Here is a 14,025-nt window from a genome sequence, read left to right as displayed (position 1 = left end):
GAGGACGCGGCGGAACTTGAGCTCCGCCGCGCCGGCTTGAAGGGCTCCAGGATCAATAGATCTTGGAGAACTCTTCGATGTTCGACTTGTCGAACTTGAAGGGCGGAGCCATCGCGGCCGAGTTGGTGTCGTCGAGGGTGACCTTGCCGACACGGCCGATCGACAGCGTCGCACCCGGCTTGGCTTCTTCCTTCTTCACCGCCAGATCATGGGCGAGGTAGACGGCCGAGTACCCGAGATCGATCGGGTTCCACAGTGCGACAGCCTGGCTGGCGCCGTTGTCGATGAACTTCTTGAACTCCGACGGCAGCGCCAGGCCGGTGACATTGACCTTGCCGATCAGGCCCTGGTCGGTCACCACCTGGGCGGCGGCCACGACGCCGACGGTGGTCGGTGCGATGATCGCCTTGAGGTTCGGATAGGATTTCAGCAGGCCCTTGGCCTCGTCCGTGCTCTTGGCCGAGTCGTCGTCGCCATAGACGGTGGCGACGAGATTGATCTTGGGGAATTTCTCCGGCAGCACCTTCTTGGCCGCTTCGATCCAGGCGTTCTGGTTGGTCGCGGTCGACGAAGCCGACAGTATGGCGACATCGCCGCCTTCCGGCAGATAGTCGGCGGCAAGCTTGATGATGGTCTCGCCGATCAGGTTGGTGTCCGAGGGGTTGAGGTGGAGCTGGCGGCCTTCCGGAGCGACGCCGGAATCCCACGAGATGACGGTGATGCCCCGATCCATCGCCTTCTTCAGCGCCGGCACCAGCGCGTCGGCGTCATTGGCCGAAATGGCGATCGCGTTGACCTTTTGGGCGATCAGCGAATTGATCACCTCGATCTGCGCTTCGGCGGTCGCCTTGGTCGGGCCGGTGTAGATGATATCGACGTCGCCGAGTTCCTTGGCCGCCTCTTCGGCGCCCTTGTTGGCGGCATCGAAGAAGCCGTTGCCGAGCGACTTCACCACCAGCGCGATCTTGACGTTCTCGGCATAGGCCGCATTCACGAAGATGGCGGCGGAGAACGCCGCCGTAACCATCAATTTCTTCAGAAAGCTCATCGAATATCCTCCCTTGAGCGTTGCATTCCATCGCCGCTGCGAACCCTCAGGCCTGCAGCGAAGATTCTTCCCTATTGCCTGTGGTTGTGCGGGCGACGACCAGCGTCACACCGGCGGCCTCCAACATCTTGGCCTCGCGATCCTCGATGCCGTCGTCGGTGATGACCGTGGCAATGCGCGACAGGCCGCACAGGATCAGGCTCGAGCGTTTGCGGAATTTTGACGAGTCGACCAGCACCACCAGTTCGTCGGCCTGATCGATCAGTTTCTGCTCGGCCTGGATCAGCAGCGGATCGCCTTCCATCAGGCCGAGTGGCCCGAGCCCTTGCGCGCCCATGAACATGCGGCGCGCATAGAAATTGCGCGTCACGTCATTGTCGAAGGGCGATAGGATGATGTTCTGCTCGCGGTAGATGGTGCCGCCCGACAGCATCACCGTGTTCTTGGAGTGCTTGAGCAGGTGCTCGGCGATCGGAAAGGAATTGGTGAAGATCGGCATGCGGCGGCCGGTCAGGAAATGCACCATCTGGAAGGTGGTGGTGCCGCCATTGATGATGATCGGCTCGCCGTCCTTGCACAGTTCCACGGCGTCCCGCGCGATCGCCCGCTTCTGCACAGCGTTGATCGTCTCGTTGACGGAAAAAGGCCGGCCGGCAAGGCCGATGAATTGCGGCGGGGTGATCGCCTCGGCGCCGCCACGCACGCGGCGCAGGCGCTTTTGCACATGCAATGCAGCGATGTCGCGCCGGATCGTCGCCTCGGACGAGTCCGTCAGGTCGACCATCTCCTGCACCGTCACCACAGGCTTTTCCTGGACGGCGGACAAAATGATCCTGTGGCGCTCTTTTTCGTGCATGGTTCCTCCCTGCCAGCACATCTAGGCACTCAAAACGCGCAGTGTCAATCATTTCCGATCAGATAATTTCATTGTGCAGTGCAATATGATCGATGTTGATCGTTTGTGATTGACAACGCCGCCGCTTGCGTAGAAATTCGGCCCAAAGGGACCGCACCGTTTGCGCGTCTCACGTCACGGGAGGATTACCTATGCTTGACAAGCGCTCCGGCACGCGCCTCACCAATCTTTGGGATGAGGCGACAGCCCTGGGAATGAGCGAGCCGGAACGTCTCGTCTATCGCTCGAATGTTCTTGGCTCCGACAAGCGCGTCACCAACTATGGCGGTGGCAACACCTCTTCCAAGATATGGCAAAAGGATCCGCTCACCGGCGAAAGCGTGGAAGTGCTGTGGGTGAAGGGCTCGGGCGGCGACAGCGCCTCGATCAAGCTCGACGGTTTCGCCACCCTCTACATGGACAAGTTGGGCGCGCTTAAGGGTCTCTATCGCGGCCTCGAGCATGAGGACGAGATGGTCGCCTATCTGCCCCATTGCACCTTCAATCTTAACCCACGCGCGGCCTCGATCGACACGCCGCTGCACGCCTTCGTGCCGAAGCCGCATGTCGACCACATGCATCCCGACGCCATCATCGCGATTGCCGCCGCCAAGGATTCGCAGGCGCTGACCAGGGAGATCTTCGGCGACGCGATCGGCTGGCTGCCATGGAAGCGTCCGGGCTTCGAGCTCGGCCTGTGGCTGGAAAAATTCTGCTCCGAAAACCCTGAGGCCAAGGGCGTTGTGCTGGCAAGCCATGGCCTGTTCACCTGGGGCGACACTCCAAAGGAATGCTACGAGACGACGATCTCGGTGATCAACCAGGCGATCGACTGGTTCGAGCGCAAGTCTGAAGGCAAGCCGATCTTCGGCGGCGAAGTCGTCAAATCGCTCGACGCGCCGGCGCGTCGCGCCGTGGCCGCAAGGCTGATGCCGAGGATCCGCGGCCTGATTTCGGAGAACAGTCACAAGCTCGGCCATTTCGACGATTCGCCGGCCGTGCTCGAATTCGTCAATTCGAAGGATTTGCGCCCGCTGGCGGCGCTCGGTACCTCCTGCCCGGATCATTTCCTGCGCACCAAGATCCGGCCGCTGGTCATCGAATTCGATCCCAAAAATCCCGATGTCGACGCCGTCATCGCCCGCCTCGCCGACGATTTGGCGGAGTATCGCGTTGGCTACCAGGCCTATTATGACAGGTGCAAGCATGCGGATTCGCCGCCGGTGCGTGATCCGAACGCCGTGGTCTATCTGATGCCCGGCGTCGGCATGTTCACCTTCGCCGGCGACAAGGCGACGGCGCGCATTTCGGGCGAATTCTACGTCAATGCCATCAATGTCATGCGCGGTGCCTCGACAGTGTCGACCTATGTCGGCCTGCCCGAGCAGGAAGCCTTCGACATCGAATACTGGCTGCTCGAAGAGGCAAAGCTGCAGCGCCTGCCCAAGCCGAAATCGCTTGCCGGCCAGATCGCGCTGGTCACCGGCGGCGCCGGCGGCATCGGCCGGGCGACGGCCAACCGGTTGCTGCGCGAGGGCGCCTGCGTCGTGCTGGCCGACATCGACGAGACCGCCCTTGCCAGCGCCAATGACGAGTTGGCCAAGGCCCATGGCAAGGATTTCGTGCGGCCGGTGGTGATCGACGTCACGTCAGAGGACCAGGTGATCTCCGGTTTCGCCGAGACGGCGGTCGAGTTCGGCGGCATCGACATCCTGGTGTCGAATGCCGGCCTGGCAACCTCGGCGCCGATCGAGGAGACGACGCTGGCGCTGTGGAACAAGAACATGGACATCTTGTCGACCGGCTATTTCCTCGCGTCGCGCGAAGCATTCCGGCTGTTTCGGGCGCAGAAGATCGGTGGCAATGTCGTCTTCGTCGCCTCCAAGAACGGGCTTGCCGCATCGCCCAATGCCGCCGCCTATTGCACGGCAAAGGCCGCCGAAATCCATCTGGCGCGCTGCCTGGCGCTGGAAGGCGCGGAGGCCCAGATCAGGGTCAATGTCGTCAATCCCGACGCCGTGCTGCGCGGCTCGAAGATCTGGACCGGCGAGTGGAAGGAACAGCGCGCCGCCGCCTACAAGATGTCGACTGACGAACTTGAGGAACACTACCGCTCACGCTCGATGCTGAAGCGTTCGGTGTTCCCCGAAGACATCGCCGAGGCGATCTATTTCTTCGCCTCCGACATGTCGGCCAAGTCGACCGGCAATATCGTCAATGTCGACGCCGGCAACGCCCAGAGTTTTACGCGCTAGGCGATCATTTTTTGAGGGTGGCGCTGCCCCTCACCCTCACCCTCTCCCCGCGAACAACGGGGAGAGGGGGTCGCCAATGCCGGACACGCTTGTCCTTCTCCCCGTCGCTATACGGGGAGAAGGTGCCGGCAGGCGGATGAGGGGCAGCGCCAACCGAACGCATTTGGGAGGAAGCACCATGTCCGAAACCATCATCTCAGCCGACATCGTCGACAAGGACAATCTCGCGCGCGCGGCCGAGCTCAAGCGCGATTACGATGCGCTCGGCGAACGCCTCGACCGCCGCGGCATCGCCGTCGACGCCATCCGCGACAAGGTCGAAAAATTCGCCGTGGCGATCCCGTCCTGGGGCGTCGGCACCGGTGGCACCCGCTTTGCCCGCTTTCCCGGCGCCGGCGAGCCGCGCGATATCTTCGACAAGATCGAGGATTGCGCCGTGATCCGGCAGTTGACGCGGGCGACACCCACCGTCTCCCTGCACATTCCGTGGGACAAGGCCGACCCGGACCGGCTGAAGCAGGCGGCCTCGCGCTTCGGCCTCGGCTTCGACGCCATGAACTCCAACACCTTCTCCGACGCCAAGGACCAAAAACTGTCCTATAAATTCGGCTCGCTGTCGCATGCCGACGCCGGCACCCGCCGGCAGGCCGTCGAGCACAATCTCGAATGCATCGAGATCGGCAAGACGCTGGGCTCCAAGGCACTGACGGTGTGGATCGGCGACGGCTCGAATTTCCCCGGCCAGGTCAAATTCGCAAAGGCGTTCGAGCGCTATCTCGACGCAATGAAGGAGATCTACGCCAAGCTGCCGGACGACTGGAAGCTGTTCACCGAGCACAAAATGTACGAGCCGACCTTCTATTCGACGGTCGTGCAGGATTGGGGCACCAACTACATCATCGCCAAAGAGCTCGGCGACAAGGCGTTCTGCCTGGTCGACCTCGGCCATCATGCGCCCAACGTCAACATCGAGATGATCGTGTCGCGGCTGATCCAGTTCAAGAAACTCGGCGGCTTCCATTTCAACGATTCGAAATATGGCGACGACGATCTCGATGCCGGCTCGATCGATCCCTACCGGCTGTTCCTCGTCTTTAACGAGCTGGTCGATGCCGAGCTTGCCGGTGCCGAAGGTTTTGATCCGGCTCACATGCTCGACCAGAGCCACAATGTCACCGACCCGATCGAAAGCCTGATGTTGTCGGCGGTCGAGGTGCAGCGCGCCTATGCGCAGGCGCTGCTGGTCGATCGCCAGGCGCTGGAAGGCTATCAGGATGCCAACGACGCGCTGATGGCGACGCAGACGCTGAAAGCCGCCTATCGCACCGATGTCGAGCCGATCCTCGCCATGGCGCGGCTGAACACGGGCGGCGCCATCGATCCGGTCGCCACCTATCGCGCCGCCGGCTACCGAGCCAAAATCGCGGCGGAACGGCCGCCGATTGCGGGTGGCAGCGGCGGGATTGTTTGATACCGGCCTGAAACGAAAAAACCCGCCTGAGGCGGGTCGCGGTGCGATGCGAGAGAGGCGTCGGCTAATTTCGAAAGCCGTCGCTTGTCATCAGCCTACCTACGCTGCGACGCAACTGCCAAATCTCCGCCATCTGCGATTAGCTACAAGCCAACACGCCTTCGTCATCCTAGGGCGGAGCAGGAGCGAAGCGACGTCGCGGAGACCCTAGGATCCATGCCGTTACATCAGCCGAAGATCGCAACGGTTGTTACGAACCGAACCGGCGTAGGCGCGCAAGCCCGGCGAAATCTTCCTGATTGTCAGTAGACTCGCCCGCTCCAAACGGCTTTTCTAGGCGCATCCCACGCCTCGGAGAACGGCCATGCACCGCCGCACCCTAATCGCACTCAGTCTTTCCCTCACCTTGACCTTTGCGCCGCTGGCGGCCGCATTGGCCGCCTCGCCGCAGCCGGCGAAGGGCGAGCATGGCATGGTGGTGACCGCCCAGCATCTGGCGTCGGAAGTCGGCGTCGAGGTGCTGAAGAAGGGCGGCAACGCCGTCGATGCCGCAGTCGCCGTCGGCTACGCACTGGCTGTGGTCTATCCAAACGCCGGCAATATCGGTGGTGGCGGCTTCATGACCATCCGCTTCAAGGACGGCCGCTCGACGTTCCTCGATTTCCGCGAGCGCGCGCCGCTCGCCTCGACGAAAACGATGTATCTCGACAAGGACGGCAAGCCGGTGAAAGGCGCCAGCCTCGACGGCTATCTCGCTGTCGGCGTGCCGGGCTCGGTGGCCGGCTTCGAGACCGCACGGGAAAAATACGGCACGCTGACGCGGCAGGACTTGATGGCGCCGGCCATCCGCTATGCCAGGGACGGTTTTGTGCTGGAGCAGGGGGATGTCGCCTCGCTCGAAGCCGGCGCCGCGCGGCTGGCCAAGGACCCTGCCGCGGCCGCCATCTTCCTGAAGCCTGGCGGCAAGCCCTATGCCGTCGGCGAGCGCCTTGTCCAGGCCGATCTCGCCGCCTCGCTTTCGGCGGTTTCGGAACGAGGTCGCGATGCCTTCTACAAAGGACCGATCGCCGACGGCATCGTCAAGGCGAGCGCGCAGAAGGGCGGCATTCTGGCCAAGGCGGATTTCGAGACCTACGCGGTTCGCGAACTCGAGCCGGTGACCTGCAACTACCGCGGCTATGAGATCACCTCGTCGCCGCCGCCGAGCTCGGGCGGCGTCATCATCTGCGAGATCCTCAACGTGCTGGAATTCTATCCGCTGTCATATCTCGGCACCGGTTCTGCCGAAACCGTCAAAGTCATGGTCGAGGCGATGCGCCATGCCTATGTCGACCGCAATTCGGCACTCGGCGATCCCGACTTCGTCGACAATCCGGTCGAAAAGCTGCTCGACAAGAATTATGCGAAGGAAATCCGCGAAAAGATCGATCCGTTCCGGGCCGGCGTGTCGCAGGATCTGATGCCGAAGGGTTTTGGCGAGAGCCAGGAGACGACGCATTATTCGATCGTCGACAATGACGGCAACGCCGTCGCGGTGACCTACACGCTGAACGGTTCGTTCGGCGCCGCCGTCGTCGCCGACGGCACCGGCATCCTGCTCAACAACGAGATGGACGATTTCACCCAGAAACCGGGCGTGCCCAATCTCTACGGCCTCGTCCAGGGCGAGGCCAATGCGATCGCCCCGAGGAAGACGCCGCTGTCGTCGATGAGCCCGACCATCGTCGCCAAGGACGGCAAGCCGTTCATGGTCATCGGCAGCCCCGGCGGCTCGCGCATCATCACCATCACGCTGGCAGCGATCGTCAATGTCGTCGATCACGGCATGAACATCCAGGAGGCGATCGACGCGCCGCGCATCCACCACCAATGGCTGCCCGACACGGTCTATGTCGAACCGTTCGGCCTGTCGCCCGATACCGAAGAACTGCTTGCCGGGATGGGCTACCGCCTCGACGTCACCGATGCGACCTGGGGTCAGGCGGCCGGTATCCTGGTCGGCGGCAAGAGCCTGGCCGAGATCGAAAAGGGCGGCGGCGCCCGCTACAATGGCGCCATCGACAGCCGCGCCGCGTCCGGCGAGGCGATCGGATATTGATTTCTTTCGGTCAGATGACCAGCGTGATGGTGGACGCAATCAGCATCACCGCCGCGATGCCGACGAACAAGGCATAGATACGCGGCCGATCGAGCAGCAGCGCATTTCCCGATATCCACGCCGCGGTGGCGCCGCCAAGCGCGTACAGGAAGCCGTTACGGTGCCCCAGGGCAAGGTTTGCGGCCATCAAGCCGCCAATGATGAGGGCGCCGAACACGATGATCACGGCGACCGCGTATTTCTCGAAATCGTTGCTGGCCACACCCGGACCCATCACGTTCAACGTCGTCAGGTCGTCCGGGTCGAAGGGGCTGGCCGACCCATATTCGTCTTGACCGGCAGGCTCGTGCATCATTCATTCTCCTTGAAGCGGCAACAAATCATCAAGCCTTGCCGAGTGCAACCGGATCGCGACGCGTTCAATGCCATCGGCACGGTCTTCAACACTTTCTGGCCGCGGCTTGCTACCGTCTTTTTGGATTTAATGCATGTCGCGCAAAAGTGTGCAGCGGTTTTGCGGTAACGACATGCAAAAAAACAACAACCTGAAGCGCGTCGCCGGTCAAACGCGACGCGCTTCAGGTCGGATCGTGCTGCCGTTCCAGGCGATCTGTCGCACTGGCCAGTCGGGGCGTTTTGAAATGAAAGGCCGCCGCTCTGGAGGCGGATTAAGAACCGCTGTCCTGCTTCGGCCTGACCGCGCGTGAAGTTGCCGGTGGCGAAGATTGGGCCGGTGGCCAAGATTGGGCCGGCGGCGAAGATTGGGTTGGTGGTGAAGAGTGGCCGGCGCCACTTTGGGGGGGCGTTGGGGTAGATTGCCTGATGGGCGCCGGCCAAGCGGAAATCAGGTCCGCCGCGAGCAAACATAGCAAGGAATGGCGCGGTATGGCAGTGGTGTGATCGCGGAAGATGGTTCGCGCTTTCCCGGTGCGGTGTCCCATTATCGGTCAACCCGTCTGGCACCTGAATTGCACAGTAAGCAATGCCGGGGCAACGGCCCGGAAGTCGTTCCCGAATATCGAGCCTCGCCGCTTCGCAAATGGAGCGGCGGGTCTTTTTGGCTAGAGCATCGGCCCCGAACGTGGCTACCGGTTGCGGCAGCGTTTCGCAGCCCGCCGAGATTTGTCAGGCGGCGGGAGCCGGCGGCAGTTCGAACAGATGGGCGCCATTCTTCTGGCCCCGCTCGACATAGCCGATTATCCGGAACCATTTTGCGACGTCCGGTCTCTGGAGCCAGCTGCGCGAGTGAATGGGGAGGTTGCCTGCAAGCGCCTGGATATGGCGAATGTGCCGCTTGCAGAAGCGAACGGTCGCGGCGCTGAAGAAATCTTCCTGCGCGGCGAACAGCGTATCGGCAGCGTCGCTATTCTCGTGCCAGGCGATGAGCGCTACGGTTTTTTCGCCCTGCACGAGCGCATGAGCACGGCCTTCCTTCAAGTTCATCATCAGATTGTCGTAGGCGATCTTGCTGTCCTTGCCGGCCGCGACGTACTCGTCCGATATCCGCTTGGACAGATCACGGAAAACACTTTCCAGATCTCCAACCGTTGCTGCGCGTGCTCTCATTTCGCCTCCTGGAGCCCCAACGGGCAGTTTGCCCTAAGGATAGGGGATCACCAAGCAAATCAAATCCGTCATTCGCCCAATGCGAGCAAACAGTTTCGCCAGTGCCGGCCCTGTCGGGCGCCGGAAAAAATGATTTGAGGTCGCCGAGAACCGCTACGCAACCTCCCGCAACACGGCGACCTGAATTTCCCAACCGATTTCAGTCAAGCGGGCGTCATGCGCAACTTGCTGAAATTGCCTTGGAAAAATGGTGCCCAGAGGCGGATTCGAACCACCGACACGCGGATTTTCAGTCCGCTGCTCTACCAACTGAGCTATCTGGGCCTGTTCCGGCACGCGGGCAGTTCTGCACGCCGGATTTCTTGAAAGCGCCGCAGGCGCCCCTTGAAAGCGCGTGGGTTATAGCACGGGAATCCGGCCTGTCCAGCGCCTAAGCGTTGATTTCAAGCGGCAAACGAGCAATCACTGGACAGCTCGATTCATGGGACGCGGTCGAAGTCACCAAGCCGTGCCGAACAGCTTCATTTGGGAGGGTCGTTGTCCGTTTCGTCCTCGTCGTCGCGGCCCGGAATGACATAGGCGCCCTTGAGCCAGCGGTTGAGGTCGATGTCCTTGCAGCGCACGGAGCAGAACGGGTAGGTCTCGCGCGCCGACGGCTTGCCGCATTCGGGGCAGGGCCGCTTGGGGCGCAGCGGCGTGACCTTGTCGTCCGCACCCGAGTTCATGGCCGAACTGACTGCCAGTTGGCATGCACCTTGAAGCCCTCGCCGGCCAGCAGCGCCACCGTCTCATAGAGCGGCAGGCCGACGACGTTGGTGTAGGAGCCGACAAGCTTGACGACGAAGGCGCCGGCCAGACCCTGGACGGCGTAGCCGCCGGCCTTGCCGCGCCATTCTCCCGAGGCCACATAGGCGTCGATCTCGGCGCGCGGCAGCCGCTTGAAACGCACCCTGGTCTCGACCAGCCGCTGGCGCAGCTTGCCGCTCGGCGTAACCAGGCAGATGCCGGAATAGACCCGATGCGAACGGCCTGACAGCAGTCCGAGGCAATTGACGACGTCGTCGAACGTTTCGGCCTTGGGCAGGATGCGCCGGCCGACGGCGACCACCGTGTCGGCGGCCAGCACGAAGCTCGGCGCATAATCCTCTTCCGTCTGCAGCGAGGCCAGCGCCTTTTCGGCCTTTTCCTTCGACAGGCGCTTGGCCAGCGAGCGTGGATGCTCGGCGCGCAGCGGCGTTTCGTCGACACCGGCCGGCAGCACGCGGTCCGGCTCGATGCCCGCCTGCTGCAGCAGTTCGATCCGGCGCGGCGAACCCGAGGCAAGCACGAGCTTCTGCAAAATGCTCATCGCGATCCCGGCCGAGCTCTGACGATCTTACTTGAAACGGTAGGTGATGCGGCCCTTGGTCAGGTCGTAGGGTGTCATCTCGACAAGGACCTTGTCGCCGGTCAGCACGCGGATACGGTTCTTGCGCATGCGGCCGGCGGTGTGGGCGATGATTTCGTGTTCGTTTTCAAGCTTCACCCTGAACATCGCATTGGGCAATAATTCCGTGACGACACCCGGAAACTCGAGGACTTCTTCCTTCGGCATTCGATACCTTTGCTTGGATGGATTCCCAGCGCCTAGAGCATGATGCCGAAAAGTGTGAAACGGTTTTCGGACGACATCATGCTCTACGTCTTGGATTTAGAGGCGGATTCAGATTTCAGGTCGAACAGACCTGAAATCATCCGACTCTAGCCGGAATTTGGGCGGAACCTATATGATAATCGTGCGCTTGTGAACATGCTTAAATCAGCCCGGTTTCTCTGTTTCCGGCGCCAGAAAACGGCGGCCGATCCGCGCCTTCAGCCGTTCGCGCACCTCGCGATAGGCGGCCATGATCTGCTCGCGCGTGCCGCCGACGCCAGTCGGGTCCGGCATCGGCCAATATTCGACGTCGACGGAAAGCGAGCGGGTAAGCTCGAGCGCGGTGTGATGGGCTTCCGGCGACAGCGTGATGATCAGGTCGAAATAGTCGTCCTCGAGATCGTCCAGTGTCCTCGGGTGCCGGTCGCCGAGCGAAAGCCCGTCCTCGGCCAGCACGGCGTCGACGAACGGGTCGCGTTCGCCGCCGCGCACCCCGGCCGACGCGACGAAGGTCGCGGCCGGAAGCACTTTGCGCGCCAGCAGTTCGGCCATCGGCGAGCGCACGGCGTTCATGGCGCAGACGAACAGGATCGAGCGGGGCAGGATCGAGCGGGGCATTGGGACTGACAGTTCAGCCTCGCCAGTGCAGTACGCAGACCAGCGTGAACAGCCGGCGCGCCGTGTCGAAATCGATGTCGATCTTGCCGGCCAGCCGGTCCATCAGTGTCTGCGAGCCCTCATTGTGCAGGCCGCGCCGGCCCATGTCGATCGCCTCGATCTGGCTGGGCGTCGAGCTGCGGATGGCATCGTAATAGCTTTCGCAGATCATGTAATAGTCCTTGACGATGCGCCTGAGCGGCGTCAGCGACAGGATGTGGGTTACGACCGCCGCGCCATCCTCGCGCGCCACCGCGAAGACCAGGCGGGATTCGGCCAGCGACAGTTTTAGCCGGTAGGGCCCGGCACCGTCGTCATTGACCGGCTGGAAGCTGTTTTCCTCGATCAGGTCGAAGATCGCCACCGCCCGCTCATGCTCGACGTCGGGCGTCGAACGGCCGATCGATTCGTCGAGTTCGACGTCGATCAGCCTGGCACGGGTTCGATCGTAGTCCGCCATGTCAGCTACATATTCAGCCGGATGGCGACGGAGCGTCCATGCCCGTCGAGGCCTTCCGCTGTGGCCAGCGCGATGGCCGCCGGCGCCAGCGCCCGCAATTGCTCCGGCCCGAGCTTCAGGATTGAGGTGCGCTTGACGAAATCGAGCACCGAAAGCCCGGACGAGAAGCGCGCCGAGCGCGCCGTCGGCAGCACGTGGTTGGAGCCGCCGACATAGTCGCCAATGGCTTCCGGCGTGTGGCGGCCGAGGAAGACGGCGCCGGCATTGCGCATCCGCGCCAGGAAGGCTTCCGGCTCGTCGATGGCAAGCTCGACATGCTCGGCCGCGATGCGGTCGACCAGCGGCAGCGCCGCCTCGATTCGGGGGACGTGGATGACGGCGCCGAAATCGCGCCAACTCGCCGCCGCCGTCCCGGCGCGCGACAGGTTTTGCAACTGGCGTTCGACCGCCCGTTCGACCGCCGCGCCGAAGTCAGGATCGTCGGTGATCAGGATCGACTGCGCCGACACGTCATGCTCGGCCTGGGCAAGCAGGTCGGCGGCGATCCAGTCCGGATCGTTATTGCCGTCGGCCACGACAAGCACTTCCGATGGCCCGGCGATCATGTCGATGCCGACCGTGCCGAACACCTGGCGCTTGGCCGCCGCGACATAGGCATTGCCGGGGCCGACGATCTTGGCGACCGGCTTTATCGTTTCGGTGCCATAGGCCAGCGCTGCGATCGCCTGCGCGCCGCCGACGCGGTAGATCTCGGTTATGCCGGTCAGGTCCGCCGCCACCAGCACCAGCGGATTGATGATGCCGCCGGGCGCCGGCACCGCCATGACGACGCGCTCGACGCCGGCGACCTTGGCCGGCACGGCGCTCATCAGCACCGAGCTTGGATAGCTCGCCGTACCGCCCGGCACATAGAGCCCGACCGCCTCGATCGCGGTCCAGCGCGAGCCGAGCTCGACGCCGGCAGCGTCGGTATAGCGGTCGTCGTTCGGCCGCTGCCGCTCGTGATGCGAACGGATGCGGTCACGGGCGAATTTGAGCGCCTCGATCGTCTGCGGGTCGGCTGCATCGTAGGCCTTGGCGATGTCGTCTTTCGACACGGCAATGCCGAGGCCTTTCAGGTCGGCCTTCTCGAATTTCTGCGTGTAGTCGATGAGCGCCGCGTCGCCCTCGGCGCGGACCCGCGCGATGATCGCGCGCACCACCGCGTCGACGTCCTCCGAGACCTCGCGCTTGGTCAAAAGGAACGCGGCAAACCGCTGCTCGAAATCGGCATCGGACAGACGAAGCGTGATGGCCATCTTGTGTGCTCAGGCTCTGTGGAAGGGGCGCGACGTCGCTTCCCAGGCGCCGCCAGTGTCAGCCAGCCGCGCCTCGATGCACTCGACATCGAGCATGATTGCGCCGCCGCCTGAAAAGATCAGCTCGACAATGCCGGCCGGCTTGTCGAGCGCGACGAAGCTGATCGCCAGCAGCGACAGCACCTCGTCCGGCTTGTCGCGTGCAATGCCGCTGGTCTTGGCGCCCAGCACCCGGTCGAAATGCAGCACGCTTTGCCGCCGTTCATTGTGCTGGCGGAACAGCCCCGATTTCGCCTCCCAGACGAAACGGTTCATCGTCATCACGAAGCGCTTGACCGCCGGCATGTATTCGAGGTCGCCGACCTTGAGCACGGCGTCCTGGACATGGGCCGAGACGATGCTCAGATCCTGATCGTCGAGCGCGACAAGCTTGAGAAGGTTCATGCGGAGTTCGCACCTGCGAAGGTTTACATCAGTTTTCTGTTAGGCGGTCTTGGCGATCCGTGCAACCGCGCCACGGATTCCAGCACAATCGCGTCAGGTGTGCGCCGCCCCTCACCTGCCTGCCGCTGTCCAGTTGATAGATGGGTAACACTTTGAACCGGATACATGGGTTACAGTTTTCCCCCTGTCGTGTCCGCCGC

15 protein-coding genes and 1 tRNA gene are annotated in these 14,025 nt (G+C 62.8%); 4 read left to right on the top strand and 12 right to left on the bottom strand.

Annotation, left to right across the window (positions count from 1 at the left end):
* Positions 1-52 precede the first annotated feature (52 nt).
* Together rhaS and X738_RS76415 are read right to left on the bottom strand one after the other, a co-directional pair.
* Positions 53-1,048, bottom strand: a complete 996-nt coding sequence (gene rhaS / locus X738_RS76420) for a rhamnose ABC transporter substrate-binding protein (protein WP_023803287.1) — start codon at positions 1,046-1,048, stop codon at positions 53-55.
* 46 nt (positions 1,049-1,094) lie between these two features.
* Positions 1,095-1,904, bottom strand: coding sequence for a DeoR/GlpR family DNA-binding transcription regulator (locus X738_RS76415; RefSeq protein ID WP_023803286.1), 810 nt, complete (start codon positions 1,902-1,904; stop codon positions 1,095-1,097).
* 191 nt (positions 1,905-2,095) lie between these two features.
* On the opposite strand from X738_RS76415, the gene X738_RS76410 reads away from it, so the two are divergent.
* The 3 genes from X738_RS76410 (at position 2,096) to ggt (ending at position 7,767) form a co-directional block, all read left to right on the top strand.
* Positions 2,096-4,198 (top strand): bifunctional rhamnulose-1-phosphate aldolase/short-chain dehydrogenase, encoded by a 2,103-nt coding sequence (locus X738_RS76410; protein ID WP_023803285.1) that lies wholly within the window; start codon positions 2,096-2,098, stop codon positions 4,196-4,198.
* Positions 4,199-4,376: 178 nt separating this feature from the next.
* Positions 4,377-5,669: an L-rhamnose catabolism isomerase gene (gene rhaI, locus X738_RS76405; protein ID WP_023803284.1), complete on the top strand. Its 1,293-nt coding sequence runs from the start codon at positions 4,377-4,379 to the stop codon at positions 5,667-5,669.
* Positions 5,670-6,033: 364 nt separating this feature from the next.
* Positions 6,034-7,767 carry a gamma-glutamyltransferase gene (gene ggt / locus X738_RS76400; RefSeq protein WP_023803283.1) on the top strand — a complete coding sequence of 578 codons (1,734 nt, stop codon included), beginning with the start codon at positions 6,034-6,036 and terminating at the stop codon, positions 7,765-7,767.
* Positions 7,768-7,777: 10 nt separating this feature from the next.
* Here ggt and X738_RS76395 read toward each other — a convergent pair whose 3' ends face one another.
* A complete protein-coding gene (locus X738_RS76395; protein WP_036263803.1) occupies positions 7,778-8,122 on the bottom strand; it encodes a hypothetical protein in 345 nt (114 codons plus the stop codon).
* 133 nt (positions 8,123-8,255) lie between these two features.
* Between X738_RS76395 and X738_RS85470 the strand changes: the two genes are divergently transcribed.
* Entirely contained in the window at positions 8,256-8,474 is a 219-nt protein-coding gene (locus X738_RS85470; RefSeq protein WP_156942735.1) for a hypothetical protein, read from the top strand.
* A gap of 418 nt (positions 8,475-8,892) precedes the next feature.
* Here X738_RS85470 and X738_RS76390 read toward each other — a convergent pair whose 3' ends face one another.
* The 9 genes from X738_RS76390 to X738_RS76350 all read right to left on the bottom strand — a co-directional run bounded on the left by X738_RS76390 (position 8,893) and on the right by X738_RS76350 (position 13,825).
* Positions 8,893-9,333: a hypothetical protein gene (locus tag X738_RS76390; RefSeq protein WP_023803281.1), complete on the bottom strand. Its 441-nt coding sequence runs from the start codon at positions 9,331-9,333 to the stop codon at positions 8,893-8,895.
* Between the two features lie 248 nt (positions 9,334-9,581).
* Positions 9,582-9,657 (bottom strand) — tRNA-Phe (locus tag X738_RS76385).
* A 197-nt stretch (positions 9,658-9,854) separates the two neighbouring features.
* Entirely contained in the window at positions 9,855-10,058 is a 204-nt protein-coding gene (gene yacG, locus X738_RS76380) for a DNA gyrase inhibitor YacG (protein WP_023803280.1), read from the bottom strand.
* Positions 10,055-10,681, bottom strand: a complete 627-nt coding sequence (locus X738_RS76375) for a Maf-like protein (protein WP_023803279.1) — start codon at positions 10,679-10,681, stop codon at positions 10,055-10,057. The genes yacG and X738_RS76375 overlap by 4 nt, the downstream gene beginning before the upstream one ends.
* Before the next feature lie 27 nt (positions 10,682-10,708).
* Positions 10,709-10,927, bottom strand: a complete 219-nt coding sequence (gene infA, locus X738_RS76370) for a translation initiation factor IF-1 (protein WP_006200926.1) — start codon at positions 10,925-10,927, stop codon at positions 10,709-10,711.
* 204 nt (positions 10,928-11,131) lie between these two features.
* Positions 11,132-11,584, bottom strand: coding sequence for an arsenate-mycothiol transferase ArsC (locus X738_RS76365; protein WP_084833935.1), 453 nt, complete (start codon positions 11,582-11,584; stop codon positions 11,132-11,134).
* Positions 11,585-11,597: 13 nt separating this feature from the next.
* Positions 11,598-12,083, bottom strand: coding sequence for a UPF0262 family protein (locus tag X738_RS76360; protein ID WP_023803277.1), 486 nt, complete (start codon positions 12,081-12,083; stop codon positions 11,598-11,600).
* 5 nt (positions 12,084-12,088) lie between these two features.
* Positions 12,089-13,381, bottom strand: a complete 1,293-nt coding sequence (hisD, locus tag X738_RS76355) for a histidinol dehydrogenase (protein WP_023803276.1) — start codon at positions 13,379-13,381, stop codon at positions 12,089-12,091.
* Between the two features lie 9 nt (positions 13,382-13,390).
* On the bottom strand, positions 13,391-13,825 hold the full coding sequence (locus X738_RS76350; RefSeq protein WP_023803275.1) for a DUF2948 family protein: 435 nt from the start codon (positions 13,823-13,825) through the stop codon (positions 13,391-13,393).
* Between the last annotated feature and the right edge of the window lie 200 nt (positions 13,826-14,025).

Origin of the sequence: Mesorhizobium sp. L48C026A00, assembly GCF_000502375.1 — a bacterium.
Taxonomy (GTDB): Bacteria; Pseudomonadota; Alphaproteobacteria; order Rhizobiales; family Rhizobiaceae; genus Mesorhizobium; species Mesorhizobium muleiense.
Note: the sequence above shows the minus strand (reverse complement) of the source record. Positions and strands in the feature narration are given on the sequence as shown.

Coding starts and splice junctions, on each gene's coding strand:
- infA (WP_006200926.1), bottom strand. CDS start 10,927: ATGCCGAAGGAAGAAGTCCTCGAGTTTCCGGGTGTCGTCACGGAATTA.
- X738_RS76415 (WP_023803286.1), bottom strand. CDS start 1,904: ATGCACGAAAAAGAGCGCCACAGGATCATTTTGTCCGCCGTCCAGGAA.
- X738_RS76350 (WP_023803275.1), bottom strand. CDS start 13,825: ATGAACCTTCTCAAGCTTGTCGCGCTCGACGATCAGGATCTGAGCATC.
- X738_RS76375 (WP_023803279.1), bottom strand. CDS start 10,681: ATGAGCATTTTGCAGAAGCTCGTGCTTGCCTCGGGTTCGCCGCGCCGG.
- ggt (WP_023803283.1), top strand. CDS start 6,034: ATGCACCGCCGCACCCTAATCGCACTCAGTCTTTCCCTCACCTTGACC.
- X738_RS76410 (WP_023803285.1), top strand. CDS start 2,096: ATGCTTGACAAGCGCTCCGGCACGCGCCTCACCAATCTTTGGGATGAG.
- X738_RS85470 (WP_156942735.1), top strand. CDS start 8,256: ATGTCGCGCAAAAGTGTGCAGCGGTTTTGCGGTAACGACATGCAAAAA.
- X738_RS76360 (WP_023803277.1), bottom strand. CDS start 12,083: ATGGCGGACTACGATCGAACCCGTGCCAGGCTGATCGACGTCGAACTC.
- hisD (WP_023803276.1), bottom strand. CDS start 13,381: ATGGCCATCACGCTTCGTCTGTCCGATGCCGATTTCGAGCAGCGGTTT.
- X738_RS76365 (WP_084833935.1), bottom strand. CDS start 11,584: ATGCCCCGCTCGATCCTGCCCCGCTCGATCCTGTTCGTCTGCGCCATG.
- rhaS (WP_023803287.1), bottom strand. CDS start 1,048: ATGAGCTTTCTGAAGAAATTGATGGTTACGGCGGCGTTCTCCGCCGCC.
- X738_RS76390 (WP_023803281.1), bottom strand. CDS start 9,333: ATGAGAGCACGCGCAGCAACGGTTGGAGATCTGGAAAGTGTTTTCCGT.
- yacG (WP_023803280.1), bottom strand. CDS start 10,058: ATGAACTCGGGTGCGGACGACAAGGTCACGCCGCTGCGCCCCAAGCGG.
- X738_RS76395 (WP_036263803.1), bottom strand. CDS start 8,122: ATGATGCACGAGCCTGCCGGTCAAGACGAATATGGGTCGGCCAGCCCC.
- rhaI (WP_023803284.1), top strand. CDS start 4,377: ATGTCCGAAACCATCATCTCAGCCGACATCGTCGACAAGGACAATCTC.